Here is a 26,937-nt window from a genome sequence, read left to right on the forward strand (position 1 = left end):
TATCTTTCTCTTTTTTCTACCGCGCTTAACCTTATGCTTTAGAAGCTGGAAGCAAGTATTGAGTTAACAAAGCCTTTGTTAACTTTTTAGCCAATATCAGTTTGAGCAGCGTTATCTGAAGTCGCTTTTAAATCCATATGCATATGAATTAAACGCTCTTCCATATCAAAGGTTACTGTGAAGCCTAAACTTTTAGCGAGACTGGCCATATTACGATTTTCAAACATGGTAAAGCCGGTTAACACTAAAGTGTCGTTATTTTTGTAATAACGAACAAGCTTTTCAAGTAGCATTTTTCCTAGGCCCTGGCCTTGATAATTGCTGCGCACCGCCATCGCAAATTCAGCTTCTGTATTATCAGGATCGATAGATGCTCTAATCGCTCCTAATGTTGTTTCCTCGCCATCATCTCCAATAGCGGTTGCGATAAAAGCCATTTCACGGGCGTAATCAATTTGGGTTAATACTGCCATCTCTTCATGAGTCATCTTAGAGCGAACACCAAAATAGCGTTTGTATCTATCTTCATCAGAAAGTGAGTTATCAAAGGCTAGATGCTTAGGTTCATCCTCGGGCAGAATAGGGCGCAGCATAACTTGATTGCCGTTTTTTAGTTGTGCGGTTTCTTCAAGCTCTTTTGGATAGGGGGAAATAGCCAAACGCGAGGCGTTATCAATCGGCTCTGCATTTAAACCAATATTGACATCGAGCAAGGTGATTTCTTCTCCTGCACAAAGTACCGGGTTAAGATCGAGCGTTGCAATTTCAGGGCAATCAATAATTAAGTGTGAGATCTGTGTAAGCATTACGCAAAGCGCGTTCATGTTAAGCCCACGTGGTAAACGTCTATCGCGGATCTTCTGAGTTTTCAGCGCCTGAATAACCATGTAGCGCGCAAGCGTCATATTTAATGGCGGTAGGGCGACTACAGCATCTTTAGTTGGCTCCCATTCAGACCCACCTTCACCTAGTAGAATAGCAGGGCCAAATACTGGGTCGTTAGCAACGGCAACCCGGATCTCTTGTGCACCGGCTGTTAGTGCCATTTTCTGTACAATTAGTCCTTCAATTTTTGCGTCAGGATTAAGTGACATAACTCGTTCTATCATGGCTTTAGCAGCTTGCTTGACTTCAACATCAGACGTGAGGTTCAGCATCACACCGTGAACATCTGACTTATGATGGATATCAGGAGATTGTACTTTTAGCGCAATGGGATAGCCGGCTTGTTGTGCATATTCAACCGCTTGTTCAGCATTCTTGGCAAACCAAGTATCAACGGTATTTAGACCATATGCATCTAATATTCCCCTTGACTCATGGGTTTCTAACAGGGTTTTCCCACTATCAATAGCTTGCTGTAATTTAGCTCGAGCCGTAACACTGTCGGCAGGAATATTAACAGGGATGGATTGCGGTACTTCTTGCAGTAGCTTTTGGTTACGACGGTACTCAACCATATGCATAAACGCACCCACTGCACCTTCAGGCGTACGATAGGTTGGTATACGAGACTTAGAGAAGTGTTTACGCGCTTCATAGGCAGAATCTTCACCACTCCAGTTGGTTAATACATTAATTTTATGTCGATTGGGATGATTTGAAATGGTTGCTGCAATGGCTTGTGCTATCTCAACGCTTTCACCCAAAGCCGATGGTGAATGCAACACTAAGATCGCATCGAGATCATCGCTATCCATTAAGATCTCGAGTGATTTAGCGTAGCGGATAGCATCAGAATCACCACCAATATCAACTGGATTTTGTCCGGACCAACTTTTTGGCAGGAGCTCATTTAAACGCTGATAAATCTCAGGCGAAAGCGGCGGTAGCTTGCCTCCACCTAAAATGAGCTCATCAAGCGCAAGTACCGCAGGGCCACCACCATTACTGATAATACCTAAACGCTCGCCTTGTAGCGGACGTGAATGAGCTAAGGTTTCTACTGCAGCAAAAAGCTCAATCAAATCATTAACTCTTAGCATACCTGCACGTCTAAAGGCTGCTTCGTAAACGGCATCGTTACCAGCAAGCCCGCCAGTGTGCAGTTTTGCAGCGCTAGTGCCTTCGATGCTGCGACCTGACTTGATTACTAGGATAGGTTTATTACGCGATGCTGCTCGAGCAGCCGACAAAAAGTGACGTTTTTCATTTACAGAGTCGATATAGAGCAAAATGGCGTCAGTTTTTGAGTCACGGCCTAAATAGTCGAGTAGTTCGTCAAAGTTAATATCATTGGCATCACCTAGGGAAATAAATGATGAAAAACCAATCCCCTTATTATTTGCCCAATCTAATACCGTGGTGCAAATTGCCGCTGACTGAGACACAAATGCAATTTTACCGGGTAGGGCGGCGGTGTGAGCAAGGCTGGCATTTAACCCTAAGTTAGGCAAAATCATCCCTAAACTGTTAGGCCCCAGAATTCGCATGCCGTAACGCTGTGCATTTTGCTGGGTCAAGGTAAGTAAGCTTGTGCCATCTTCAGTGAATTCATCCGCAAGGCCTGAGGCCATAACAATCGCAACTTTACAGCCGAATTGAGCTAAGGTTTCAATAATCGCTGGCACACTGCTCGCCGCAGTACAAATAATGGCAAGATCTGGCTTTAACGGTAATGCTTCGATATTGGGATAAGCCAAAACACCAAGAACCGCTTCATACTTAGGTGTAACAGGCATAATAGGACCGGAAAATCCGCCAGAGAGCAGATTCTTCATCAATACGTTACCTGCGCGTTTAGGCCGATTTGAGGCGCCAATAATGGCAACTGATGTGGGTCTAAAAAGAGTATGAAGCGTACGTTGGCTCATGAACTTATCCTATAAGTCAGTATGTTATGAGTTTACATGAGGAGTAAGCTTTTACCATAGGATAATAGTCGAAAACTCAAAATGGGCAGTGATGGCAGTACCCAAAAATACATGAGTCATTGACTTAGGCTAACGAGTAATATTCTCATTATTTGAGGCGGGGCTGCAGCTAGGCTTATTTTGATTGCGTGTCAGCATAAGGAAGATATTTAAAGTTTTAGCGAGATAAGTAATGTTGAGTTAAATTAATGTACTCATTATCAGTCTACTTAAATTGTTTGTTATAATTATCAATCCAACTGATTAATTCAGATACTTCTATCGGGGCACTATAGTAATAGCCTTGCGCATACCTACAATTCATTAGTTTTAGCATCTCGACAACTGAAGCTGTTTCGACCCCTTCAGCAGTAACCTTTACTCTTAATTTACTTCCAAGCTCAATGATAGCACCCACTATGGCTTGATGTTGAGAATTAATATCCATGTCTGACACAAAGCTTTTGTCGATTTTTATCTCGTCAAAAGGAATAGAGTCTAACCTGTCTAGACTAGAATAACTTTTTCCAAAATCATCAAGTGAGACTTCTATTCCATTGGTAATAAACCTCTTGATTGATTCAAGAATTAGGGTTTCATCCTCTGTTGGTGTAGACTCGGTTATTTCAAGCGTTAAACCAATATCTTTATCTTGTCTATATTGCTTTATTATGTCGCTGACTAACTCTTCACTGATTAAGTCGTCTGCGCAGATATTAACGGATAACTGATAATTTTTGAGAGTTGTGTGTGTTTCCCAATCGAACAGTGCATTTTCAAGTACGAGCTTGGTTAACCTACAAGTTAAATTTTCTCTTTCTAAAATCGGCAGAAAAACATCTGGATTTAGTATGACGCTACCATCTATGCAGATCCTAGAGAGCGCTTCAAAGCCAACGACTCGTTTGGTTTCGAGGTGTATTTTGGGCTGATAATAAACACACAAACCTTGTCTGTTCAGATTGTCTATTATGTCCGCAGTGTTATAAGACAATATAGGCCAGGACGTTGTTTTATCAGTGGCCAATATGTGTTTATTATTGTGAATGATATTGTAAATATCTGCTGCTCTTAAAGGCATTTTAAAGCTACCGATTAGATTCAAGTTAAAGCTTAAGGCTAAATTCTCAATTAGATCAAAAACCCATCTGTCGGCCGAGCCAATAATAATAACTGGAGTGACGTTGTCTTTTACTTTAACCATGTAATTCATTAGCGCAAACTTGTTATCGATAACTAAGCTTAGATCTATAATGATTAAGTTTATTTTTCTTAATATTGACTCTTTTGCACTTCTTAAGGTGTTAATAGCAGACTTACTGCATTCAGTATTTTCAAATATGATAGGTAAGCCAGTCATAACATCTACAAACTGCTTCTTTATCGCGCTCCTTACAAACTCAGACTCCTCTACAATTAGTATCTTCATGAGCTTGTTTCCTTTTTATTTGTTCCTAGTAAATTACCTAGTTGCTGCGGAGTAATTATTGCTAATTTTAATAAAAATCGATTCGCCATTAACTCTGAGCGTTTTAAAAAGTAGGATCTAATATTTACAACTCTTTCCTGAACCTTTAATTTTGTATGTCTAAATGGCTTTAACTTTGCAGTGCTCAGCTTACGCACTAGATTGCCATCGCATGTATAAAAGCAAAAATAGCGCATTTTCTTCTGCTGCGAGAACTGGTTAAGGTAGGTTGACATAATACTATTCTCAACCTGTTTGGTTGCACCTGAAGATGAAAATACTATCATCGCATCATGCTCATTTCTGTTACTAGAGTTTATAATGGTTCTTAAGTCTTTATTTGTTTCTGCTATTTCCTTTATTACATTTTCAGTTGTTGTTAGAAAAAGACTATGACCAATAATTTGGCCATTAAATGCCGTTGCCACCGAAATTTTCAGATCGTTTAAACTGTCAAACTCCTCTAATGGTGGATTCAACTTTAAAGTCGGGTTACCTTCATAACGTAAGATCATTTTTAACACTAGATAAAACCTGTCATCCCGAATATCGATAGTTTGTATATAATATTCATCATTTCGATAGTAAGGGTGAATAGATTTTTGCTGTTCAGAGTCCGTTTTAATTAAATGACTCGACTCTTGAATAAATTGCTTATCGCACGCATAAATGCAAGTTAGCTCATTGTCATATAGTTCAACTATTTCAGCTTGTTTTGCGAGAGAAGGAATATTTACTCCTCTCTCCCATCTGCTAACTGTTATAGAATCTAAATTGTAAAACAGGCTGCTATGTTGTCTAAGCTGCAAGCAGAGTTGCTCCTGAGAAAGAACATTGTTTGCTCGTATCTTTTTAAGGAAGGTGGAAAATACATGGTTTCGTTTGTTTTTTGTGTAACAGTAATTTGTAAAGGTCATATCGTGTTCCATTGTTTTCTCTTAGATAATTTAATATCCATAAATATTGTTGTTTGTTAACGCCATCTATTTCCTCTGGAGGTGATATAATATATGTAACCCACATCTTATGGCTGTCGTCATTAAAATAGAGACCTGTAACTCTTTCATTATTCATCTGTTTACCATAATAATCGCCAGTGGTTGTGACTAAAATGTGAGTTTAAAATACATATGGTGTTAATGACACGGCAAGTAAATTTTATTGACTGAATTGGTATGCCTATAGAGTATAAAATAAGTCTTATTTTTGATAATGTTGATTAAAACACTATTTTTGAGGGGAGTCTAAGGGGGAAGTGAATAATAGTATGTGAATACAATATAAGTGTCACCCGTAAGAGAATAGCTAAGTAATTGGGTACTTAATATTTAATAGTGAAGGTTTCAGTTAAATAGTTATATTTAATAATATTTTAATCTACCTGATGTTTAATAAGAAGGATGTTTTCTTGCGTCACTAGTTTGATTTCAATAGCCTGTAAAGATTGCCTGTCATAAAAAATTAATATAATAATGGGGTTTATTGTTTCAGTAATTCCCGACAAGATTGTGAAAAGTTTCATTAGAACAATTTGCTGCTGGTTTTATATCAAAAATACCGAGTTATCAGACCAGTAATTGGTGTAACGATGTTGTTACACCAATTTAAGGGCTTATAATTCAGGTAATTTATTTCTCAAACTGCTTAAAACATTCTCGGGAACTAATGGTTTAAGTTTACTTAAGCATTGTAGGCTTTGTGGGGACCGATTATCGATCATTAGTTCGCACAAGGCATACAGGTATTGTGGATTACCACTCGCTTGATAAGCCCGATTAAATGCATTGCCAGCTTCGCCTATAGCAGTTGGGGTGAGTGCAACACCATACACATACCAAAAACGGCCATTATTAGGCTCAAGCTCTGTCGCTTTTTTTAAGCTACTAAGTGCAGCATGTGTTTGCTTCACTCTTAATTGGGCAAGTGCTCGGCTAAAATACAATGTGCCAGAGCCGGGCTGAGCTGCAATTCCTTGCTCTAATATTGCCATTGCTTTCGCCTCAATTCCTTGGGCGCGATAAAGATCCGCAAGGTTACTATAAGCTGGTGCAAAATTGGGTTGTACCTTTATTGCGTTTAGGTAACTTGCCTCTGCTTTATTGATTAACCCTTGATTCGCGTACAGGTTACCTAAGTTAGTTTGCGCAAAACCTCTGTCGGCATTAAAGGTTAATACTGCTATATATTCAGCTAGCGGCTTTTGCAGCAAGTCTTGCTGCTTTTTAGTGAACTCTGGCCAATAATTCGCCAGCGCCGCTGCAGCTTGGGTTCTTACAGCTAAAACATTGTCGGTTAATAGCGGGGCAATCATTTGCCAGCGCTCACTAACAGAGTAGGGGCTACTACCTTCAACAGCTGCAAATCGGAGCATATCGTCTTGGTGCTTAACTGCTCGCGCTATTGCCACAACGCCATTTCTTCCAGGGTATTGCGCTAAGCGCTCTATGGCTGCTGCACGAATAATATTGGCTTGCTGGTGGTCTTGCGACAAATAAGACAAGCTATCCACAGACTGTGGATTGCCAACTCTAGCACTGGCAAACGCGCTACTAAAATGTTGTGGTTGTAAAGTGTTTAACTCAGGATACCAATTGTTTAAATGGGTTGTTGCCCAGTCAACGGACTTATCCTGATGGCATTGATTACATGCATTTGGTGAGCCGAGTCTTTGGGTATTTGCAGGCTTTGGAATGCTGAAGCTATGATCACGCCTATCGTCAATTTGCATATAAGTGGTTTCAGGCATGTGACAATTTACGCATTGAGCACCGGCGTTATCATCATGATTATGATGTTTTTTATTATCAAACTCTGCAGGGTTATGACATTGGCTACAAAGTGCATTACCTTTTAACAGAGTTTCGGTTGAGTGAGGGTTATGGCAGTCACTACACACTACACCATTTTTGTGCATTTTTGATTGTAAGAATGAGCCGTAAACATAGTTTTCATCATACACTTGGCCATCATCATGATATTGCGCCTGCGCAATTAGATTAAGTTGATAACGGTCGCCAAATGGCTGTGCGACTAAAGCATTACTATCACTGATCTGAAGACGCCGACTATGGCATTGGGCGCAGGTCTGTAATTGCTCCGTAGCTTTTAAACCGTTAGGTTTGGCGGTAGGTGCATTGCTGCTTAAGCGTGTCCAATTCTGCACAGGTTTTGAAAGGTCGCGATTAAAACCAAGATCCTCTTTAGAGTGTGATTTTTGTTTTACGCTGGTTACGTCTGCTATTTGCTTTGAAGCAGATGTTTGCTCTGTTTTTGATTGTGATTTTGGCTGTGTTGCCGCCCAAGCTAGGTGTTCACTTGCCGCGCCATGGCAGGCCTCGCAACCCACGTTTATTTCAGAAAATTGCGTACTAAAAGAATTAGTTGCTTGGTTGTAGTTCTTTTTTACATTGGTTGAGTGGCAATCTGCACACATATGGTTCCAATTTTGACCAACATTGAGCCAATAAAAGTCTTGATGCTGCTCGCTGTTATCTGGGTAGAGATAAAACCACTTTTGGCCACCATCTTCAATTGGTCGGTTATCCCAAGCAAAAGGAATAAGCTGTACTCGGCCGTCTTCAAATTCAACCATATATTGCTGTAGCGGATAATAACCAAAGGTATAACTGATTTTATAATCCGTCGCTTGGCCTTTGCGGTTCGCAAGCTTAACCCAGTAGTTTGCATCTTTAGTAAAAAACTCTGCCTTTTCTGCACCATGATTGATGCTGACTTGATTGAAATCGCCAAAAACGCTGTAAGAGTTAGCATGTTTCATTGCCATATCGTGATCAGAGCCAGTCCAATCCTCAAATGCTTGTTGGTGACACGTTTTGCAGCTAAAGGAGCCAACAAAGTCGGCAGAATAAGACATTGAAATGGAACTGCTAATTAACACAGAGCTTGCAAGCGCACCAAGGAGAGAGTTTTTTATAAAGTCTTTGATAGTTACATCCTTTTTATCAAATCTATAAAATTGCAGGTTCCTCTTGAACCTAAACCGGAAACTAAGTCATATCAGTAACTGATAAAGCCAGCTCTATTTAGTCATTTTAGAGTTCGTCTATTTTACTAACGGTAAGCGTGTTGCCGCTTAAATAAATGCTTAGCTAACTTATTGTCTAACATCGCCGATCATTAGCCGCTTGTCTATTGTTGCAAGTGTAAAACCAAGACTATTTTGTGCGCTGCTGCACAGGCATAAAAGACTAACTATGCTCGGATAGCTAAACCCGTTACAGTTTTAGCAATTAAAAAATGGCAGAAAGCCAATTTACCTATGGTAGGCCGATAGTATGCGCATAGAAGATTTAAAGCTGTTTACCATAGTGGTGGAGCTTGGCAGTTTTACTGCTGCAGCAACCGCGCTCGATCTACCAAGAGCCAATGTCAGTAGGCGGATTGGCGAGCTTGAAAAGTCATTGAACGCCCAGCTGTTTTTCCGCACAACTCGCCAATTAAGGCTGACGCAGCACGGTGAAACTTACTATCACGATTTGCTAAATGTGCTTGATGGTTTTGAACAAGCAAAAAATAAGTTACTAGATTTAGATGAAAAGCCTATAGGTAAAGTTAAACTCGGCTTCTTACCTGAAAGCGACGAAGCCTTACAGCCAGTACTGGCAAAGTTCCAGCGCTTGTATCCAGATATTGAGCTTGACCTTCGCTTTACCAATAACTATGTCAACGATATCTACAGCCAAGGGCTCGATTTCGTAGTACACGCAGGCAAAATCCAAGACTCCGGTTTTATCGCACGCAAATTATTAAGCCTAGGTCGTGGCATGTATGCCAGCCCAGACTATATTGCCCAACATGGCGCGCCTAAAGCCTTAGCTGAACTCGCTGAGCACCAAGCAATATGTTATCGCTGGCCCGATGGCACATTGGATGACAATTGGGACTTAATTTCAGATAGCGTAAAAGTAAACTGCAAATTGAGTTGTAATCATATGGGCTTTATTCGTCGCGCTATTGTTGGCGGGCAGGGCATTGGCTTTATGCCACCTTTGTTTGCGTTAGGGGCAATTGAAAGCAAAAGCTTAGTGCGGATCTTACCTGAGTATGAATCAAAAAAAGAAGATGTCTGGCTTATCTATCCAGACCGTAAAGGCATCAGTTTACCAACTCGGTTATTGATTGATTTTTTATTACAAGAAATTCCACTCTACACTGCATTGTCTTAATTATCGTGACAGTGTGGTGCATTACTGGCAGATTATCTCAATAAGTTAAACACTTACACTCTCTCCAATTAATCTATTTGGAGAGAGAGATGAAGATCTCAGGTTCTAAACTTATCCCACTGTCAGTTGTGCCGCTGGCGTTATTAATACTAAATGGCTGTAGCGAAGCCCCAGCCAGGACAGCAACCAGCCAAACTGCCATTCAAAAGATTGAGCGCCCGGTGCAGATCATGTTGCTTGATGATTCACAGCAAACCAATGTCAGGCGTTTTTCTGGTGTATTAGAAGCAACCAATACCGCTCATCTTGCATTTAAAGTGCCTGGAACCATTGCAGCGATTTTAGTTAAAACGGGTGATAGCGTTGAAAAGGGTCAACTGTTAGCGCGGTTAGATCCCCACGACTATCAAGTTAATGTTATCGAACTAAAAGCGCGCCAAGCCGAGGCCGAAGCGGCTTTTCAACTCGCTAAAGCTGAGCTTAAGCGTGTTAAACAAGCCATTGCTGATGATGCGATTTCCCAAGTAAACCTTGATCGCGCAAAAAGCGGCTATAAGCGCAGCCTAGCCATGCGCGATGTGATGACGCAAAACCTACAAAAAGCACAAGACGCCTTAGCCTACACAGAACTTAAAGCGCCGTTTAGCGGCGTGATTGGCTCTAAAGCACAACAAGCCTTTGAGCAAACAGCGCCGGGAAACCCACTCTTTTCACTGCATCAACTTGGTGAAATGAAAGCCGTTATTGATGTGCCAGAAAATCTCATGTTAGCCCTAGATCCACAACAAGCTGCTCAGGTGAGTTGGCACGGCGAGACTAAAGCCATTATGGCTAGTTTGAGTGCTAAAGATGCGCTCGCGGATCCAATCAAACAAACCTATCAAGTCGAGTTTGTATTAAATCAAACGACCAAGGCGCTGCCCGGTAAAGCGGTGAGTGTTGAAGTGGGCTTTGATGCCAAATCAGCCAGTTTTTGTGTGCCTTACGGCGCCATTATCAATGAGGGCAGTAAAAAAAGCGTTTATTTGATTAAAGAGCATAGAGCCGTAAAAACACCAGTGACACTGGATTCATTACAAAGTAATAGTGCGTGTTTAACCGGTGCGCTTAGCGCCGGTGATGCAGTGGTAACGGCGGGTGTGCATTACCTAAAAGCTGATCAAGTTGTTAGCTACACCGTGACTAAAGCATTTAGCTATTAGGAGAACTAAGATGAATTTAGCTGAATTTGCCATAAAACAGCGGGTGTTTGTGCTGTTTTTCAGTGTGCTGTGCGTCATAGTGGGTCTGATTTCCTATTTTGAATTAGGCAAACTTGAAGATCCTGCCTTCACCGTCAAAAGCGCGGTGGTGGTGACCCTTTATCCCGGTGCATCAGCCAAAGAGATTGAGCAACAAGTAACTGATAAGATTGAGACTAAGCTACAAGAGATGGGCTCAATGTGGAAATTACGCTCTTTGTCCCGACCAGGCAGCTCGATGATTTTCATTGATCTAAAAGAATCGACAAATTCAAAAGACTTGCCGCAAGAGTGGGATTTACTAAGACGTAAAATTGCCGATGTGAAACTGACTTTACCAGCCACAGCGCAAATAAGCATAGTTCAAGATGAGTTTAGTGAAGTCTACGGCATGCTATTTAGTGTTCATGGTAAAAATGCTCAGCCTGAAGAGCTAAGACAATACGCCAAAGAGCTACAGCGGCGCATCAAAACAGTGGCTGGGATCAAGAAAATTGAGCTTCATGGCGTGCAAAGCCAAGCTGTATATATTGATCTACCCGACGAGCGTCTTGCCCAATATGGTTTGTCTTCGGTGCAGGTTATCAACCAACTGGCCAGCCAAAACTTAACATTTGATAGCGGCAGCTTTGCTGCTGATCAGCAACGGATCCGCATTGATCAAAGTAGTGCGTTTAAGTCAGTAAACGACATTAAAAACCTGATTATAAAAGGCGGTGCAGGTCAGTACAGCACCGGACTTATTCGCTTAGGCGATGTCGCCGACGTCAGCTTAGGTTATAAAACACCGGCAACGAGCTTAAGCCGTTTTAATGGCGAACCAGCTATTACTTTGGCAGTGAGCCCAGTAAATGGCATCAATGTGGTCAGCCTTGGTGAAAGCTTGACGCAGATTATTGCAGATTATCAGGCAGAACTGCCTTTAGGCATAGAGATTGGCACGATTGCATTTCAGCCTGATGAAGTTGAAAAATCAATTGCCGACTTTGTGATTAATTTGCTTGAAAGTGTGGTGATAGTATTTGCTGTACTGTTGATCTTTATGGGCTTTAAAAGCGCAACTATAGTCGGCGGTAGCTTGTTGTTCACTATTTTGCTGACATTGATCTATATGTATATCGCAGGCGTAGATCTGCAGCGAGTGTCACTGGGTACCTTTATTTTGGCCTTAGGCATGCTGGTGGATAACGCAATTGTAATCACAGATCTGTTCGTAGTTAAGTTAAATCAAGGCATTGAGCGCAGCAAAGCGGCAATAGATTCGGTTAAAGAAACGGCTAAACCTTTACTTGCAGCAACTGTAATTGCGATTATGGGTTCAAGTCCAGTTCTATTCTCGCAAACCGATGCCGGTGAGTTTGCTAGCTCAGTGTTTCTGATCATCTGTTCGTCTTTGCTATTTTCATGGTTAGTTGCAGTCACCTTAACGCCATTACTTTGTTGGCTATGGATAAAGCCAACTAGCAAAAAAGAGCAAGCCGTATCTAAACCAAGTCGCTATCAAGCCGCTGTCGTTTGGACAGTGAATCACCCGGTTAAAGCTATCTCTTTGGTGGTCCCACTACTGCTTGTGACTGCCTTAGCGGTGCCATATGTCGCTATCAATTTTATTCCAAGCTCAGATAGACCAATGCTGTTTCTTGACTATTGGTTACCTAACGGTAGCAAGATAGAGCAGACTTCATCTGATATGAAAAAAATTGAAGCTTGGTTAATAGAACAGCCGGAAGTAACGACGATTTCAAGCTATGTAGGCGCAAGCGCACCGCGTTTTTCAGTCACGGTTGAGCCAGAGCCATTTGACTCAAGTTACGGGCAAATCGTTATCAATGTGACAGATTATGATGCCATTGCTGATTTAACCAAACGCGGTGATCTCTGGCTTGCGCAGCAGTTTCCTAACGCTGAACCAAGATTCAGAGCGCTCAAGCTAGCAACTAAAGATAAATTCAGTATCGAGGCAAGGTTTACAGGTCCAGATCCTAAGGTACTGCATCAGCTAGCCGATGAGGCGAAGCTTATTATGCAAGACAACGCCAACATTAAATATGTGCGTGACGACTGGCGCCAAATGAGCAAAGTTATCACACCTATCATTAACCAAGAACAAGCACGTCGAGCAGGGTTGAATCGTACCGATATTTCTATGGCGATGAAACGAGCGACCGAAGGCGTGACCATAGGCACCTTAAATCAAGCTGATCAATTGATCCCTATTAGCTTTAGAAGTAGCGATGCCGATCTTAGCTCGCTTGAAACCTTACCAGTGCGCTCAATGCTTGCTGGTCATAGTGTGCCGCTTGGCCAAGTGGTCGATGGTTTTGAACTTAAAGCCGAAGAAAGCATGATCTGGCGTCGTAATCGCTTGCCGACAATTACCGCCCAAGCTGATGTGTTTGATATCACGCCAGCACAGGCGCGTAATCAAATTAAAGACCAAATTGAAGCCATAAACTTACCGGCAGGATACGCGTTTGAGTGGGGCGGTGAGTACTATGATGAAAACCGCGCAATAAACGACACCCTAAGCCAAATGCCAAAAGCCTTGTTGATGATGGTGGTGATTATGGTGGCAATGTTTAACGGCTTTAAACAACCGGCCATTATCTTAATCACCTTACCGCTAGCGGCTATAGGCGCGACATGGACACTACTGTTACTGGATAAACCATTTGGCTTTATGGCACTGATTGGCGCGATTACGCTTTCAGGCATGATCATTAAAAACGGCATTGTATTGATGGATCAAATTGAGCTGGAACGAAGTCAAAACAAACCGTTAAAACAAGCTGTACAAGAGGCGACATTAAACCGAACCATGGCTATTTCTATGGGCGCTCTCACCACTGCGCTAGGTATGATCCCACTGTTAAGTGACCGACTATTTGATCAAATGGCGTCAACCATTATCGGCGGTCTAGCTGCGGCAACCTTGCTGTCGTTGTTTATTATGCCGGCCTTTTACTGCCTGTTTTATCGAAACTCAGATAAAGCCTCAGTAACCGACAACCTTGAACAATCAGCTGAGCAGCAATTAGCTCAGGAGCAATAATCATGAAATCTTTAACACTTGCACCAATCGCTTTTGCAATAATGCTATCGGGTTGTGCGGTAGGCCCCGACTATCAAGTGCCAACAACTAACCTTGCTAGCGAATATCTGTTTCAAGGAGCAGAAGGAACACAAGCTAAAGAGTTAAACCTTGATAATAACGCGCAGCATGACACCTGGTGGCATGGCTTTAACGATCCGGTACTTAACAAGTTGGTTGTTGATGCACAAAGCCAGTCTATATCGTTAAAAATAGCCGCAGAACGAATAAAAATGGCGCAGTCTTATCAAACCGCTATTGAGTCTTTTAAAGTGCCAACGGTGAACTTAGGTGCGGGCTTTGGTAACTATCAGATTAGTGACAATGATCCGTTACTGGGCGGCGCAATCACAGCGACAAACCCTTTAACAGGAAAGGAACTTGGATTAGTTGATGATAATAAGAGTGCATTTTTCGCAGGCGCGACCATAGCGTGGCAAGCCGATCTATTTGGCCAGATTGACCGCCAAGCAAATGCCGCGGCTATTCGTAAGCAGCAAGCTGAGATAATGCGTCAAGGCTTAACCACTTTGATTACCTCAGATGTGATCCATAACTATTTGCAAATGCGTGGCGCACAAGAGCGCAAACATATCGCGCTTAACACCGTCGCAGATCAACAGCGCACCTTAGATTTGGTTAAGCTAGTGATCAAAAGCGGTTACGGCTCAAAGCTTGATGAAGCACAAGCCAAAGCGATGTTAGCTGCAACTCAAGCTGTAATACCACAGCTTGAGATCGCGGAAAATGTTCATAAACAGCGACTCGCTATTTTGCTGGGTGAAACACCTAAGCAAGTGATGAAAAGATTTACTCAAACCAGCACACTGCCAAGCTTTAAAGGAGTGATCCCCACAGGTTTGCCTGCTGACTTATTGACTCGTAGGCCAGATATCAAAATAGCTGAACGGGAGATGGCAGCCCTTAATCAAGAGCATGGCGCTGCGATTGCCGCTAAATATCCTAAAGTGTATTTAACGGGCTCACCGGGAGTATTAGCCAAAGATTTTGACGATCTGTTTAGCAGTGACTCAGTGTCTTGGCTTGCTAGCGTTGGCGTGAGTTGGAACCTATTTGATGGCGGGCGAGGTGATGCCATGGTCGATCTGCAACAGGCGCGCTTCGATGCCAGTGTGCTTAAGTATCAACATACGGTTATCGCCGCTTTTGGTGAAGTCGAAACCTTGTTACAAGGATATGGCCATAGTCAGCAATATGTCAGACTCGTGTCAGAGGCTGAAGCTGAAACCAGTAACGCAGTTAATAAAGCAAAATCTCTGTATAAAGCAGGCTTAACTGATTACCTGTCAATTTTAGATGCCCAGCGACAACACAACCTGCTCAAAGATCGTGTCGTCGCCGCGAAATTGCAAACGGCTCACCTAACCATAGGGTTACACAAAGCGTTAGGGGGAGATTGGCAACAACCACAGCAAGGCTAGCTTGTTAAATTAGCCATAAAGCTCGCGAGTAAAAGTCGTCTCTATACACTTCAACGAGCAGCGGCCTAAGTCGTTGCTCGTTTGCCCTTTCAATCCCAATCACTTAGCCGCATCTCTAGCATAATTGCGTCTATAGTCACGTTCAAATAGTACAAATAAATCGCGCAATTTAGCTGCCACACTGTAAACAATTTGCGCCTGTTTGCTGAAAAAGTGCCCATGCTGTCCGTTAGACTTTACTGTAACTTTGTCGACAATTTGTTGGTTTACTGTTGACTATAATGTTTTATCTGGCTAGATTGTCGACAATCCATTAAGCACTAATATTCGAATATTTGATGACATTTTTTAACGAACAGCCTATTACCAGTGCCGATAAGACCTTTTTTCAACTACGTAAAGAGATAGTTGAAGGAGAGATAGTGCAGGGCTCAAAGTTAAGTGAAACAGAGTTGTCGACAAAATACAGTGTTAGCCGCGCGGTGATCCGAGAGGCCATTAACCGCCTCGAGGCTAGCCATTTAGTTGAACGTAAGGCCAATGTCGGCGCCAGAGTGGTGAGTTTAACTGCCGAAGGGTTACTTGAGTTATATCAAGTGCGCGAGTCGCTTGAAGGTATGGCCGCGAGACTTGCCGCATTAAATATGACCGATCAGGAAATAACCGATCTGCAATCGCTGCTAAGCAGTCACTTTAACGAAGTTAAATCCGGTCAGTCTTATTATCAAGAGGCGGGCGATGTCGACTTTCATTATCGAATCATTCTAGGCAGTAAAAACAAGCATCTAATTTCAATGCTTCTCGATGGCATTTATCACTTAGTGCGTATGTATCGGGTGCAGCTAGGTATGAGTGGGCCAAGAGTGACCACCGCTTTTGATGAACATAAACATATTGTACAAGCCATCTGTAATCGTGATGCTGAATTAGCTGAAATGCTGATGCGTCGCCACATTTTGTACTCAAAATCGAGCATAGAAAACAAACTAGAACACACGATGCAGTGATATTGCAGCCGATTGCTAACGCTACAATCGTTTAAAGCAGTAAGGCACAGATAAACATATTTAATAACAGATAAAACAATTGTCAGTGAGCTTGGAATATCGCCTTTTAAAAGCTGGTATTTCAAGCAAATAAATATAAGGAATACACCATGAGCGCAGGTAAGAAGTTTCGCGAAGCATTAGTGGCAAATAAGCCGCTGCAAATTGTCGGTACCATTAATGCTTATTCAGCCATGATGGCAAAGAAGATCGGTCACCAAGCCATCTATCTTTCAGGCGGTGGCGTAGCAAATGCATCATACGGCTTACCAGACTTAGGCATGACATCGTTAAACGATGTGATTGTAGACGTACAGCGCATTACTTCAGCTTGTGACTTACCGCTAATGGTTGATATCGACACAGGTTGGGGCGGCGCTTTTAATATTGCTAAAACCATACGCGACATGGAAAAAGCCGGCGCAGCAGCGGTGCATATGGAAGATCAAGTGGCGCAAAAGCGCTGTGGTCATCGCCCAAATAAAGAGATAGTGTCAACTGAAGAGATGGTTGACCGCATTAAAGCGGCAGTTGATGCCCGCACCGATCCTGACTTTTTCATTATGGCGCGCACTGACTCATTTGCTCAAGAAGGTCTAGAGGCGGCAATCACCCGTGCTAAAGCTTATGTTGCAGCGGGCGCTGATGGCATTTTTGCTGAAGCGGTGAAAACAGAAGAGCATTACCGCGCATTTGCCGACGCGCTTGATGTGCCAATTCTTGCCAATATTACTGAGTTTGGCCAAACAGAATTATGGAATAAACAGCAACTGGGCGAGTGGGGCGCATCTATGGTGCTGTATCCGTTAAGTGCTTTTAGAGCCATGAATAAAGCGGCTGAGATGGTGTATAGCTCAATATTAGAAAACGGCGATCAAAAAGCGGTTGTTGATTCAATGCAAACCCGCATGGAGCTATACGATTACTTGGGTTACCACGATTACGAGCAAAAGCTAGATAAGCTATTTGCTGAAGGCAAAAATCTGTAAACAAGATTGAATAGCTAACAAGTTCAATAAGCTATAGGGTGAGAATTCAAGGTTAAAGTAAATAGTTAACCTCATAAATTGTAAACAAACGGCAGTACCTTACAAACGTTAGCGTGATGGATAAGCGCTAACGTAATAAATATAAAAAGCCCGCGGTTAACCCTGACGGGCCAACAAATAAAAGGAAGAGAGCAATGGTTGATAAAAAGTTAGGCGGAGCAGGTCTACGCGGACAAAGCGCAGGCGAAACAGCTTTATGTACAGTGGGTAAGTCAGGTTCGGGATTAACCTATTGTGGTTATGACGTAGCAGATCTTGCCGATAACGCATCGTTTGAAGAAGTGGCCTATTTACTGTTTAACGGTGAATTACCTAATCAAACTCAGCTTGATCACTATAAAACTGAGCTTTTCGCTCAGCGCGATCTTCCACAAGCCTTAAAAGAGGTGTTACAACGTATTCCTGCTGACGCTCACCCAATGGATGTGATGCGTACAGGTTGTTCTTTTTTAGGTAACCTAGAGCCTGAAAACGACTTTAGCGAGCAAAACAAAGCGGCCAACCGCTTACTAGCAGCGTTTCCTGCCATTATGTGTTACTGGTACAAGTTCTCTCACGAAGGTGTTGAAATTGACTGTGTAACTGATGAAGATTCAATTGGTGGTCACTTTTTACACCTACTTAATGGCAAAGCGCCATCTGAGCTACACCGCCGCGTAATGGATGTGTCACTAATTTTGTACGCTGAGCATGAGTTCAACGCATCTACCTTTACCGCTCGTGTGTGTGCATCAACTTTATCTGACATGTTCTCATGTATCACTGGCGCAATCGGTACATTACGCGGCCCACTGCACGGTGGCGCTAACGAAGCAGCAATGGATATGATCCAAAAGTTCACATCGCCAGCTGATGCCAAAGAGCAAATGGCAGGCATGCTTGCACGTAAAGAGAAGATCATGGGTTTTGGTCACGCAATTTACCGCGAGTCTGATCCACGTAACGTGATCATCAAAGCTTGGTCTGAAAAGCTAGCACATGAGTTTGGTGATACCTCACTTTACGATATCTCAGTCGCTTGTGAAGAGTTTATGTGGGACACCAAAAAGCTGTTCTGTAACGCTGACTTCTTCCATGCTTCTGCATATCACTTTATGGGCATTCCAACTAAGTTATTTACGCCTATCTTTGTTTGTTCACGCTTAACAGGCTGGGCTGCACACGTAATGGAACAGCGCTCAAACAACCGTATTATCCGTCCAAGTGCTGATTACACAGGTAGCGAACCACGCAAAGTTAACCCTATTAGTGAAAGATAATCATAGCTAAATAAATCAGCAGCAATAAAGTTTTGCTGCTGACTTTTATGTCCAAAGCTATTAATGGCTTAAGCTCTATCAAAATAATTCAATGCTAAATCTAGCAAAAGCTAGCGCTAGTAATAATAACTGAGCTTGAGCTTTCCATTTGTTACCACGCCTTAAAATGGAACGCGTTATGACCCAATTAAATACCCAATACCGCAAAGCGTTAGCGGATACCGAGCTTGATTATTTCGACACCGAAGCGGCCGTGAATGCCATTAGCCCAGGCGCTTACGCCAAGCTGCCTTATTGCTCTCGTGTTTATGCCGAGAACTTAGTACGTCGCTGCTCGCCAGAAACACTAACCGCTAGCCTAAAACAGATCATCGAACGTAAACGTGATTTAGATTTCCCTTGGTATCCCGCGCGTGTTGTTTGCCACGATATCCTTGGCCAAACCGCATTAGTGGATTTAGCAGGTTTACGTGATGCTATCGCAGAAAAGGGCGGCGACCCTTCAAAAGTAAATCCAGTAGTGCCGACCCAGTTGATTGTGGATCACTCGCTTGCGGTAGAACATGCTGGTTTTGAAAAAGACGCATTTGAAAAAAACCGCGCCATTGAAGACAGACGTAACGACGATAGATTCCACTTTATCAATTGGACCAAAACTGCGTTTGAGAACATTGATGTGATCCAGCCGGGTAACGGCATTATGCATCAAATTAACTTAGAGAAAATGTCGCCAGTTGTGCAAGCACGCGACGGCGTAGCCTTTCCAGATACCTTAGTTGGCACCGACAGCCATACACCGCACGTGGATGCCTTAGGCGTAATCGCTATCGGCGTAGGTGGTCTTGAAGCCGAAAGCGTAATGTTAGGCCGACCATCTTATATGCGTTTGCCAGATATTGTAGGCGTAGAGCTGGTGGGCGAGCGTCAAAGTGGCATTACCGCCACTGACATTGTTCTGGCAATCACCGAGTTTTTACGTAACGAAAAAGTCGTTTCAACTTATCTTGAGTTCTTTGGCGAAGGTGCAAGCAACTTAACTCTTGGCGATCGCGCAACCATCTCTAACATGACCCCAGAGTTTGGTGCCACAGCAGCCATGTTCTATATCGATGAAAAAACCATTGATTACTTAAAGTTAACTGGCCGTGACGACAAGCAAGTTAAGCTAGTGGAAACCTATGCTAAACAAGCAGGCCTGTGGGCGGATAGCCTAAAAGATGCTGAATATGAGCGTGTGCTGCGTTTTGATTTATCAAGCGTAGGCCGCAACATAGCAGGGCCGTCTAATCCGCATCGCCGTGTATCAACAGCCGACTTAGCAGATAAGGGCATAAGCGCGCCTTATGCCAACAAAGCGGAAGAAGAAGCAGGCTTAATGCCAGATGGCGCGTGTATTATTGCCGCCATTACCAGTTGTACCAATACCTCTAATCCACGCAACGTAATTGCCGCAGGTCTACTTGCCCGTAACGCCAATGCCAAAGGCTTAACTCGTAAGCCTTGGGTGAAAACCTCATTAGCACCCGGCTCAAAAGCGGTGCAACTGTATTTAGAAGATGCCAATTTACTGCCAGAGCTTGAAGCCCTTGGCTTTGGTATCGTCGGTTTTGCATGTACTACCTGTAACGGCATGAGCGGCGCGTTAGATCCGGTTATTCAGCAAGAAGTTATCGATCGCGATCTTTATGCCACCGCGGTACTCAGTGGTAACCGAAACTTCGATGGTCGTATTCATCCATACGCCAAGCAAGCGTTCCTTGCATCGCCGCCTTTAGTGGTTGCCTACGCCATTGCAGGTACGATTCGCTTTGATATTGAAAAAGACGTCTTAGGCCAAGACGAGCACGGCAATGATATTTTACTCAAAGATCTGTGGCCATCAGATGAAGAGATTGACGCCGTTATTAGCCAGAGCGTAAAACCAGAGCAGTTCCGCCAAGTGTATGAGCCGATGTTTGATATTAAAGTTGAATATGGCACCAACACTAATCCTCAATATGAATGGCGTCCACAAAGTACTTATATTCGTCGTCCGCCATACTGGGAAGGGGCATTAGCAGGCGAGCGCACCATGACAGGCATGCGTCCGTTAGCGGTTCTGGGTGACAACATCACCACCGATCACCTGTCACCATCCAATGCCATTATGCTCGACAGTGCAGCAGGTGCCTATTTACATAAAATGGGCTTACCAGAGGTGGACTTTAACTCTTACGCTACCCACCGCGGCGATCACTTAACCGCGCAGCGTGCTACTTTTGCCAACCCTAAGCTATTTAACGAAATGGTGACCCAAACTGGCCGTAATGGTGAAGTTGAAGTCAAGCAAGGCTCTTACGCTCGCATAGAACCAGAAGGTGTTGAATCGCGCATGTGGGAAGCGATTGAAACCTACATGGAGCGCAAGCAACCGCTGATCATCATTGCAGGTGCAGACTACGGCCAAGGCTCAAGTCGTGACTGGGCAGCAAAAGGTGTACGCCTAGCGGGTGTTGAAGTGATTGTAGCCGAGGGTTTTGAGCGTATTCACCGTACTAACCTTGTTGGTATGGGCGTATTACCGCTGGAGTTTACTCAAGGTGACAGCCGCCATACATATCAAATTGATGGTACCGAAACCTTTGACGTACACGGCGAGCGAACGCCCGGCGCAATGCTAACCGTGATCATGACTCGCCGAAATGGTGAAACCGTTGAGATCCCAGTTAAGTGCAGACTTGACACCTTAGATGAAGTCTCTATCTACGAAGCTGGCGGCATACTGCAACGCTTCGCCCAAGATTTTTTAGATTCTTCAACCTAGTGAAGAGCCTTCAGCTAGCTAGGAGTCTTCAGCTAGCTAGGAGTCTTCAACGTAATGAAGAGCCTTCAGCAAGCTAGGAGTCTTCAAGAGAGCCATCAGCGGATTAAGAGTAGAGCGTTAATCTTTGCTCTTTAATTCTTGCTGTTAAAAATAAGCCTTGCATGGGTTAGTTACCATGCAAGGTTAGCTCCAAATTGGGTTAACTCTTAAAGAAAACGCAAATATCAAAACTGACTAAGCGGCCAAACCAGCATTCAAACGGAAAAAACATGACCACTACAACGGATCAAAAACCAATATTTGCCCCACAAATTAAAGTGCCAGCCACCTATATGCGTGGTGGCACCAGTAAAGGGGTGTTTTTTAACTTAACCGACTTGCCAGCTGACGCGCAGGTTGCAGGCTGCGCCCGAGACAACTTGTTACTGAGAGTCATTGGCAGTCCAGATCCTTACGCTAAACACACAGATGGCATGGGCGGCGCAACATCCAGTACCAGTAAAACCGTGATCCTCGCTAAAAGTGATAAAGCCGATCACGACGTAGATTACTTGTTTGGTCAAGTGGCTATCGACAGACCTTTCGTTGACTGGAGCGGTAACTGCGGTAACTTGACCGCTGCAGTTGGTTCGTTTGCTATCAGCAACGGTTTAGTCGACAGTAGCCGCATTCCTCACAACGGCATTGCGGTTGTACGAATTTGGCAAAAGAACATTCAAAAAACCATCATAGCTCATGTACCTATCACCAATGGCGAAGTCCAAGAAACCGGTGATTTTGAGTTAGATGGCGTCACGTTCCCCGCAGCAGAGGTGCAAGTTGAGTTTGTCGATCCAGCCGATGGCGAAGGGGCTATGTTCCCAACGGGCAACTTAATCGATGATTTAAAAGTACCAACAGAGATTGTGCCAAGCGGCGTATTACAAGCCACTATGATCAATGCAGGTATTCCAACTGTGTTTATCAATGCCAGCGAGCTAGGCTATACAGGTGCTGAGCTGCAAGAGGCCATAAATGGCGATGCCAAGGCGCTTGCCATGTTTGAAACCATTCGCGCTTATGGCGCAGTGCAAATGGGCTTGATTAAACATATAGATGAAGCAGCCAGCCGTCAGCATACGCCAAAAGTCGCGATTGTTGCAGCGCCCATTGATTACACCTCATCAAGTGGTAAAGCAATTGCCAAAACGGATATTGACCTCAATGTTCGCGCGCTATCTATGGGTAAGTTGCATCACGCCATGATGGGCACAGCCGCAGTCGCCATTGGCACTGCAGCCGCAATTCCCGGCACCCTTGTAAGCCTTGCAGCTGCCGAAAGTAAAGCAAGTAAACACACAAGCGGTAAAGCCGATGACAATGGCTTTGTCACCTTCGGTCATCCATCTGGCACCTTAAAAGTCGGCGCAGAAGCCGCTGAGGTGAACGGCAACTGGCAGGTAAATAAAGTGGTAATGAGCCGCAGCGCCCGTGTACTTATGGAAGGTTGGGTGAGAGTGCCGCAAGGCTAAATCAGCGTTTGCTTAATATTAACAAAGCCACAGTTGTTGTGGTTTTTGTTAGAAATTAATTTTGACTTATTACCTTAACTCTACGCTAAATCTTTAACGGACTTAACCATACGCATGGTTTTTACTCCATGTTGCACATGTGTAGCCCAAGCCTTCTCCAGCTCTTTACTATCAAGAGTGGGGTAAAGCATTGTTAACGTACAATCAATTGCAAGAGTAAGGTCGCCTAACCATGTAACCTTATCTAAAACTAGTGAACCATCTAACTTAATAGTTGAGTCATGGTAGCGATAACCACTTTCAACTGATTTAAAAAATGCGAGTCTTGAAGCAACATTAGGCGTTATCTTAGCTTTCAACTTTAAGCGTCTTAGTTGCTCTTCAGTATCTTTAGGTAACTTTAGGCCGCGAGTTGGTAACATTATACAACCTCCGGTAGATCTTCACTTTGCCAAAAGTAGCCTTTATCTATGAATGAAGACTGTGTTTTAGCATCGAAAGTGATCTGGTAGCTCTGACTAATTTTACCTGCAAGCACATCAAAAAATCCTGCATCTACTTCTGTGTCAGTTGATAAAATGATCACTTGTTCTGAAGCCTCAGGGAAATAGTTTTCAATTAATTTATTTCTATGTTTTGAGTCTAAGCGACCTAAAGGAGTGTCGACTACAATAGGTAGTTTCTTACCAGCAACTTTTGCTAACGCATCCAACATCGCGATAGCATAGATTTGCTTTTCACCTGCAGACATCGATTTTCTGTCTATATTGCGTTTATTGTTGTTATACAAAGTCACATTAAAATTATTATGGTCAATGCTAGCTTTAATATCGAGGTCATCTTTTCTTGCGAGCTTTTTATAAGAAGTATTAAATTCAGACTCTAGCTGAGTTATGCGTACTTGACTTAAATGCTCCTTAAGTTGATTAAGTAACTCTATGACTGATGCTGCACGCGCAGCAGAGTCATTGTCACCAAATGCCCGTTTCATATCAGTATGCAGTTTTAATAAGCGTTGTGCTACTTGCTGCGCTTTAATGAATTTTTCTTTGGCATTTAAAAGTTTATCAGTGTACTTTTTTACCGCTTCTTTTTTGGTCAGTTCAAGTGCGCGAAGTTCATCAAATGCAATTTTAAGTTGTTCTTTTTCTGGCGCTCTCTCAATATTGACCGCTGCGCTATCAATTGTATCCTCAAGTGCCGTGAGAATAACTTTAAGTTTATTTACCTTATCAGACGATTGCTGGCTTAAACTTTCGATTTGAGAGTGAAGTAAACCGCTTTGCTGTACAGATATACCAAACTCTACTTCTGGTAACTTTATACTTTGTGTGAATGTTGAAATTTCATTCTGTAAAATTGCTAAAGTCGCATTGCTTTGCAACTGTGAATTGGCTAAAGCGTCTTGCAATTGAGGTAAAAACTGCTCAAATTGTACCGAAAAGTGCTGTCTAGACTGATAATCTGACTCCTGCTTTAAGTGCTCAGATAGCATTGCAAGCGTGTTAGGGGCAAGGCTCAACGGGTAACAACCATCGAGCTCTTTTAGGAGTTCAGTCTCAGAGTCTTGCTTACTAATAAGAAGGCTATCAACTTCTTTTTTAGTTTCTTCTCTGTCGTTAGCCCAAGCACCTCCACCACTCAATAGTTTTTGCTCAGCTACATTTACTTGTCGGCTAAGTTCGGTGATCACGTTATAGTGATTATCCGCATCATTTCTTAGCTGTCTGGCTTCTTGCAGGTATAGAAGCTTTTCAGACTCAAGAGTCTCAAATTCAGTTTGCAGCTGAGTCGTAGCTGAAGATATTCCAACTCTTTTAAGATAAATTCTTAAATCTTCTTGTAATCGTTGGACGATGTTTAAGCCTAACAGTTTGCTAACAGCGTCCTTTAGTGCAAAGCCGTTATTGTCCTCTGCAAGATCCGCAATTTTCTCGCCATCGAAAAAGACTAAATTTGCTACACCTGATGGTACTAATTCGAGTAAGAATGCCTGAGCCTGTTCGTAGTTAAGCTCACTTCGAATAACGTCATTTTCAATAACAACCAAAGTGTCTGCTTCACCAGATGACCAAGTTCTCGTGATATGGTACTCGACGGCTTTACCTTCACGGATGTAAGCAAACGTAATTTCTACAGACGCTCGTAAAGGATCACTGATATGATTTGAATGGTGAATCAAACCTGAGAGATGTTCTATATAACCTTTTTGACTCGTAACTTCATCAAAAGCCATTCGTCCAAGAAGCGCGTAACGAATAGCCGTTAGGATTGAAGTTTTTCCAGCACCATTTAGTCCACCAAACAGTACAATAGGTGAGCCGACTTCAGGCATGAGGTTTATATCATGACGCCCAGAGAATACTCGAAAGTTTTCTAGAGTGAGAGTTTTAATAATCATCGTTTAAAATTCTTTATTCAACATGGCAGTGATGCCATCAAGTTCAGCACCAATGTCTGTTAAATCCTGAGTTAGGGCGTAGTGAATCGCTTTTTCATTTTCACGTTTATTTTTTGCGTGTTCAACAGAGCCCCAATCTTGAGCCAATATTCTATCAATACGCTGGAATAAGCCTTGTCGCTTACCTAAGCCATTGAGGCTGACCTCTAATTCGATGAGTTTTCTAACCAAGTCAGCTGATGTCTCATACTGCGTAGCTAATTGATCGATAACCTGAGCTTCAAGCTCACCAAAATTGCTAACATCATCTTTCGGAAAGTTGATCTTGCCTTTACCATAAACGGATTCGTAAATACTCGGCAGTTCGTCAGCCCAATCAGGTGTTAACGGATCATTTCTCCACTGATATCGAATTTCGTGAAGCTCGTCCTCAGTAATTAAGCTCGCTTCATGGCCAGCTAAATTAAGATCTTTCTCCATAGTTAGCAGATGGGCAAGCCACTCTTTTCTTAGATGAAGAAAATAAGGGCCTTGAATAAATTCAACATTCTTTTCATCTTGCAAACCATGCTTAACGCTTACTTTGCCATCTCGGCGTCTATCTTGGCGATAGAGTTGCTTAACACTTGGTTCAGTCGTTGAGTGTAAGAAGTTACGGAATTTTGCTAACGGTTCCAACCACGTTTCACCGTTAGCAATTAAACCATCTATGGCTTTATCTTTGGTCACAACAGTACATGTCCAACAACCAAACCGAGATTTACCACAGCCGGGAGAACTCGCAGTTTCAACTAATGGGCACTCACCACTAGTAGAGTTAGTACTATCGTATAACTCTACTAAACCAATATTACTGGTACCCCAAGGGCTTTCCCATGGTTCCATATCCTCGTATTGGCCTGGCGCGACTCGTTGACCTAAAAGATGCCAAACATCATTTACTCCCCAATCTTTAATTGGAGCATAACGCCGGTAAGATGGGTCAGAGTCATCAAAGTAGCTATCACTTGAGTGATACTTTTCTATGATGGCTTGACGATTTACACTTTCAGCTGCGCGAGACCCAATCATCACAATAGGGCTCTCATTACTACTGAACTGCGCCTTAGCAAAATGCTTAAAAGGATTTAGTTTAATCTTTTCCGTACACCAGCGGTTTAGTCGCAAATTCGGGGCAGGGTAGCCACGGCCTAACAAACGAGCCCAAAAAGTATCCTGAGTTTTAGGAGTGATGATCTTGGTTTCAATTGGTAAGCCAAGTTGATCTGCCGTTCTTTGCACAGCTTTAATCGTCTTAAGCGTTTTACTTAAGTAAATAGGGACTTCAGCGAGAGTGTCGCAAAAAACAACATACACCTTATTTTTACGCTGTGCAGGTGAAAGCCCCAACAGTGCAAAAAACATTAACGTTAAAATAGCGGTAGAATCCTTACCACCACTAAAAGCGACAACCCAAGGTTGGCTCTCTTCAAGATATAGGTATTGTAATTCAGCGACTTGTTCACTCAAAGGTCGACCTGAAAATACTTGGTCGTTAATAAAATCTAGATAAACTGAAATATCTTCATATTGATAAAACTGATGCATG

General features: G+C 42.9%; 16 protein-coding genes. 9 read left to right on the plus strand and 7 right to left on the minus strand.

Annotation, left to right across the window (positions count from 1 at the left end):
- Positions 1 to 86 precede the first annotated feature (86 nt).
- From L2740_RS01115 to L2740_RS01130, 4 genes are all read right to left on the minus strand, one after another.
- A complete protein-coding gene (locus tag L2740_RS01115; RefSeq protein ID WP_248948109.1) occupies positions 87 to 2,813 on the minus strand; it encodes a bifunctional acetate--CoA ligase family protein/GNAT family N-acetyltransferase in 2,727 nt (908 codons plus the stop codon).
- A gap of 265 nt (positions 2,814 to 3,078) precedes the next feature.
- Positions 3,079 to 4,281 carry an EAL domain-containing protein gene (locus tag L2740_RS01120; protein ID WP_248948110.1) on the minus strand — a complete coding sequence of 401 codons (1,203 nt, stop codon included), beginning with the start codon at positions 4,279 to 4,281 and terminating at the stop codon, positions 3,079 to 3,081.
- Complete coding sequence (locus L2740_RS01125) at positions 4,278 to 5,249, minus strand: helix-turn-helix domain-containing protein (protein ID WP_248948112.1); 972 nt, start codon at positions 5,247 to 5,249, stop codon at positions 4,278 to 4,280. Before L2740_RS01125 ends, L2740_RS01120 begins: the two co-directional genes overlap by 4 nt.
- Before the next feature lie 683 nt (positions 5,250 to 5,932).
- Positions 5,933 to 8,194, minus strand: coding sequence for a tetratricopeptide repeat protein (locus tag L2740_RS01130; RefSeq protein ID WP_248948113.1), 2,262 nt, complete (start codon positions 8,192 to 8,194; stop codon positions 5,933 to 5,935).
- A gap of 421 nt (positions 8,195 to 8,615) precedes the next feature.
- Between L2740_RS01130 and L2740_RS01135 the strand changes: the two genes are divergently transcribed.
- The 9 genes from L2740_RS01135 to prpF all read left to right on the plus strand — a co-directional run bounded on the left by L2740_RS01135 (position 8,616) and on the right by prpF (position 22,948).
- On the plus strand, positions 8,616 to 9,506 hold the full coding sequence (locus tag L2740_RS01135; protein ID WP_248948114.1) for a LysR family transcriptional regulator: 891 nt from the start codon (positions 8,616 to 8,618) through the stop codon (positions 9,504 to 9,506).
- Between the two features lie 89 nt (positions 9,507 to 9,595).
- A complete protein-coding gene (locus L2740_RS01140; RefSeq protein ID WP_248948115.1) occupies positions 9,596 to 10,708 on the plus strand; it encodes an efflux RND transporter periplasmic adaptor subunit in 1,113 nt (370 codons plus the stop codon).
- Positions 10,709 to 10,718: 10 nt separating this feature from the next.
- Positions 10,719 to 13,799: an efflux RND transporter permease subunit gene (locus L2740_RS01145; RefSeq protein WP_248948116.1), complete on the plus strand. Its 3,081-nt coding sequence runs from the start codon at positions 10,719 to 10,721 to the stop codon at positions 13,797 to 13,799.
- A 2-nt stretch (positions 13,800 to 13,801) separates the two neighbouring features.
- Entirely contained in the window at positions 13,802 to 15,280 is a 1,479-nt protein-coding gene (locus tag L2740_RS01150; RefSeq protein WP_248948117.1) for an efflux transporter outer membrane subunit, read from the plus strand.
- Positions 15,281 to 15,618: 338 nt separating this feature from the next.
- The gene (locus tag L2740_RS01155; protein ID WP_108946655.1) at positions 15,619 to 16,287 is read left to right on the plus strand and encodes a GntR family transcriptional regulator; all 669 of its coding nucleotides are present in this window, start codon (positions 15,619 to 15,621) and stop codon (positions 16,285 to 16,287) included.
- Positions 16,288 to 16,436: 149 nt separating this feature from the next.
- Positions 16,437 to 17,315 carry a methylisocitrate lyase gene (prpB, locus tag L2740_RS01160; protein WP_248948118.1) on the plus strand — a complete coding sequence of 293 codons (879 nt, stop codon included), beginning with the start codon at positions 16,437 to 16,439 and terminating at the stop codon, positions 17,313 to 17,315.
- A 194-nt stretch (positions 17,316 to 17,509) separates the two neighbouring features.
- Positions 17,510 to 18,634, plus strand: coding sequence for a bifunctional 2-methylcitrate synthase/citrate synthase (prpC, locus tag L2740_RS01165; RefSeq protein WP_248948119.1), 1,125 nt, complete (start codon positions 17,510 to 17,512; stop codon positions 18,632 to 18,634).
- Between the two features lie 178 nt (positions 18,635 to 18,812).
- Entirely contained in the window at positions 18,813 to 21,437 is a 2,625-nt protein-coding gene (gene acnD, locus L2740_RS01170) for a Fe/S-dependent 2-methylisocitrate dehydratase AcnD (protein WP_248948121.1), read from the plus strand.
- A gap of 269 nt (positions 21,438 to 21,706) precedes the next feature.
- On the plus strand, positions 21,707 to 22,948 hold the full coding sequence (prpF, locus tag L2740_RS01175) for a 2-methylaconitate cis-trans isomerase PrpF (RefSeq protein ID WP_248948123.1): 1,242 nt from the start codon (positions 21,707 to 21,709) through the stop codon (positions 22,946 to 22,948).
- A gap of 80 nt (positions 22,949 to 23,028) precedes the next feature.
- Here prpF and dndE read toward each other — a convergent pair whose 3' ends face one another.
- From dndE to dndC, 3 genes are read right to left on the minus strand one after another with little or no spacing between them, the layout of a single operon-like run.
- A complete protein-coding gene (gene dndE / locus L2740_RS01180) occupies positions 23,029 to 23,370 on the minus strand; it encodes a DNA sulfur modification protein DndE (protein ID WP_248948124.1) in 342 nt (113 codons plus the stop codon).
- Entirely contained in the window at positions 23,370 to 25,349 is a 1,980-nt protein-coding gene (gene dndD, locus L2740_RS01185) for a DNA sulfur modification protein DndD (RefSeq protein WP_248948126.1), read from the minus strand. Before dndD ends, dndE begins: the two co-directional genes overlap by 1 nt.
- A 3-nt stretch (positions 25,350 to 25,352) precedes the next feature.
- On the minus strand, positions 25,353 to 26,936 hold the full coding sequence (gene dndC, locus L2740_RS01190) for a DNA phosphorothioation system sulfurtransferase DndC (protein WP_248948127.1): 1,584 nt from the start codon (positions 26,934 to 26,936) through the stop codon (positions 25,353 to 25,355).
- Position 26,937: the final 1 nt, after the last annotated feature.

Origin of the sequence: Shewanella pneumatophori, assembly GCF_023283895.1 — a bacterium.
Taxonomy (GTDB): Bacteria; Pseudomonadota; Gammaproteobacteria; order Enterobacterales; family Shewanellaceae; genus Shewanella; species Shewanella pneumatophori.

Bases quoted from the DNA above. Each gene is read 5' to 3' on its own strand.
- L2740_RS01115 (WP_248948109.1), bottom strand. From the start codon at position 2,813: ATGAGCCAACGTACGCTTCATACTCTTTTTAGACCCACATCAGTTGCC.
- L2740_RS01120 (WP_248948110.1), bottom strand. From the start codon at position 4,281: ATGAAGATACTAATTGTAGAGGAGTCTGAGTTTGTAAGGAGCGCGATA.
- L2740_RS01125 (WP_248948112.1), bottom strand. From the start codon at position 5,249: ATGGAACACGATATGACCTTTACAAATTACTGTTACACAAAAAACAAA.
- L2740_RS01130 (WP_248948113.1), bottom strand. From the start codon at position 8,194: ATGTCTTATTCTGCCGACTTTGTTGGCTCCTTTAGCTGCAAAACGTGT.
- L2740_RS01135 (WP_248948114.1), top strand. From the start codon at position 8,616: ATGCGCATAGAAGATTTAAAGCTGTTTACCATAGTGGTGGAGCTTGGC.
- L2740_RS01140 (WP_248948115.1), top strand. From the start codon at position 9,596: ATGAAGATCTCAGGTTCTAAACTTATCCCACTGTCAGTTGTGCCGCTG.
- L2740_RS01145 (WP_248948116.1), top strand. From the start codon at position 10,719: ATGAATTTAGCTGAATTTGCCATAAAACAGCGGGTGTTTGTGCTGTTT.
- L2740_RS01150 (WP_248948117.1), top strand. From the start codon at position 13,802: ATGAAATCTTTAACACTTGCACCAATCGCTTTTGCAATAATGCTATCG.
- L2740_RS01155 (WP_108946655.1), top strand. From the start codon at position 15,619: ATGACATTTTTTAACGAACAGCCTATTACCAGTGCCGATAAGACCTTT.
- prpB (WP_248948118.1), top strand. From the start codon at position 16,437: ATGAGCGCAGGTAAGAAGTTTCGCGAAGCATTAGTGGCAAATAAGCCG.
- prpC (WP_248948119.1), top strand. From the start codon at position 17,510: ATGGTTGATAAAAAGTTAGGCGGAGCAGGTCTACGCGGACAAAGCGCA.
- acnD (WP_248948121.1), top strand. From the start codon at position 18,813: ATGACCCAATTAAATACCCAATACCGCAAAGCGTTAGCGGATACCGAG.
- prpF (WP_248948123.1), top strand. From the start codon at position 21,707: ATGACCACTACAACGGATCAAAAACCAATATTTGCCCCACAAATTAAA.
- dndE (WP_248948124.1), bottom strand. From the start codon at position 23,370: ATGTTACCAACTCGCGGCCTAAAGTTACCTAAAGATACTGAAGAGCAA.
- dndD (WP_248948126.1), bottom strand. From the start codon at position 25,349: ATGATTATTAAAACTCTCACTCTAGAAAACTTTCGAGTATTCTCTGGG.
- dndC (WP_248948127.1), bottom strand. From the start codon at position 26,936: ATGCATCAGTTTTATCAATATGAAGATATTTCAGTTTATCTAGATTTT.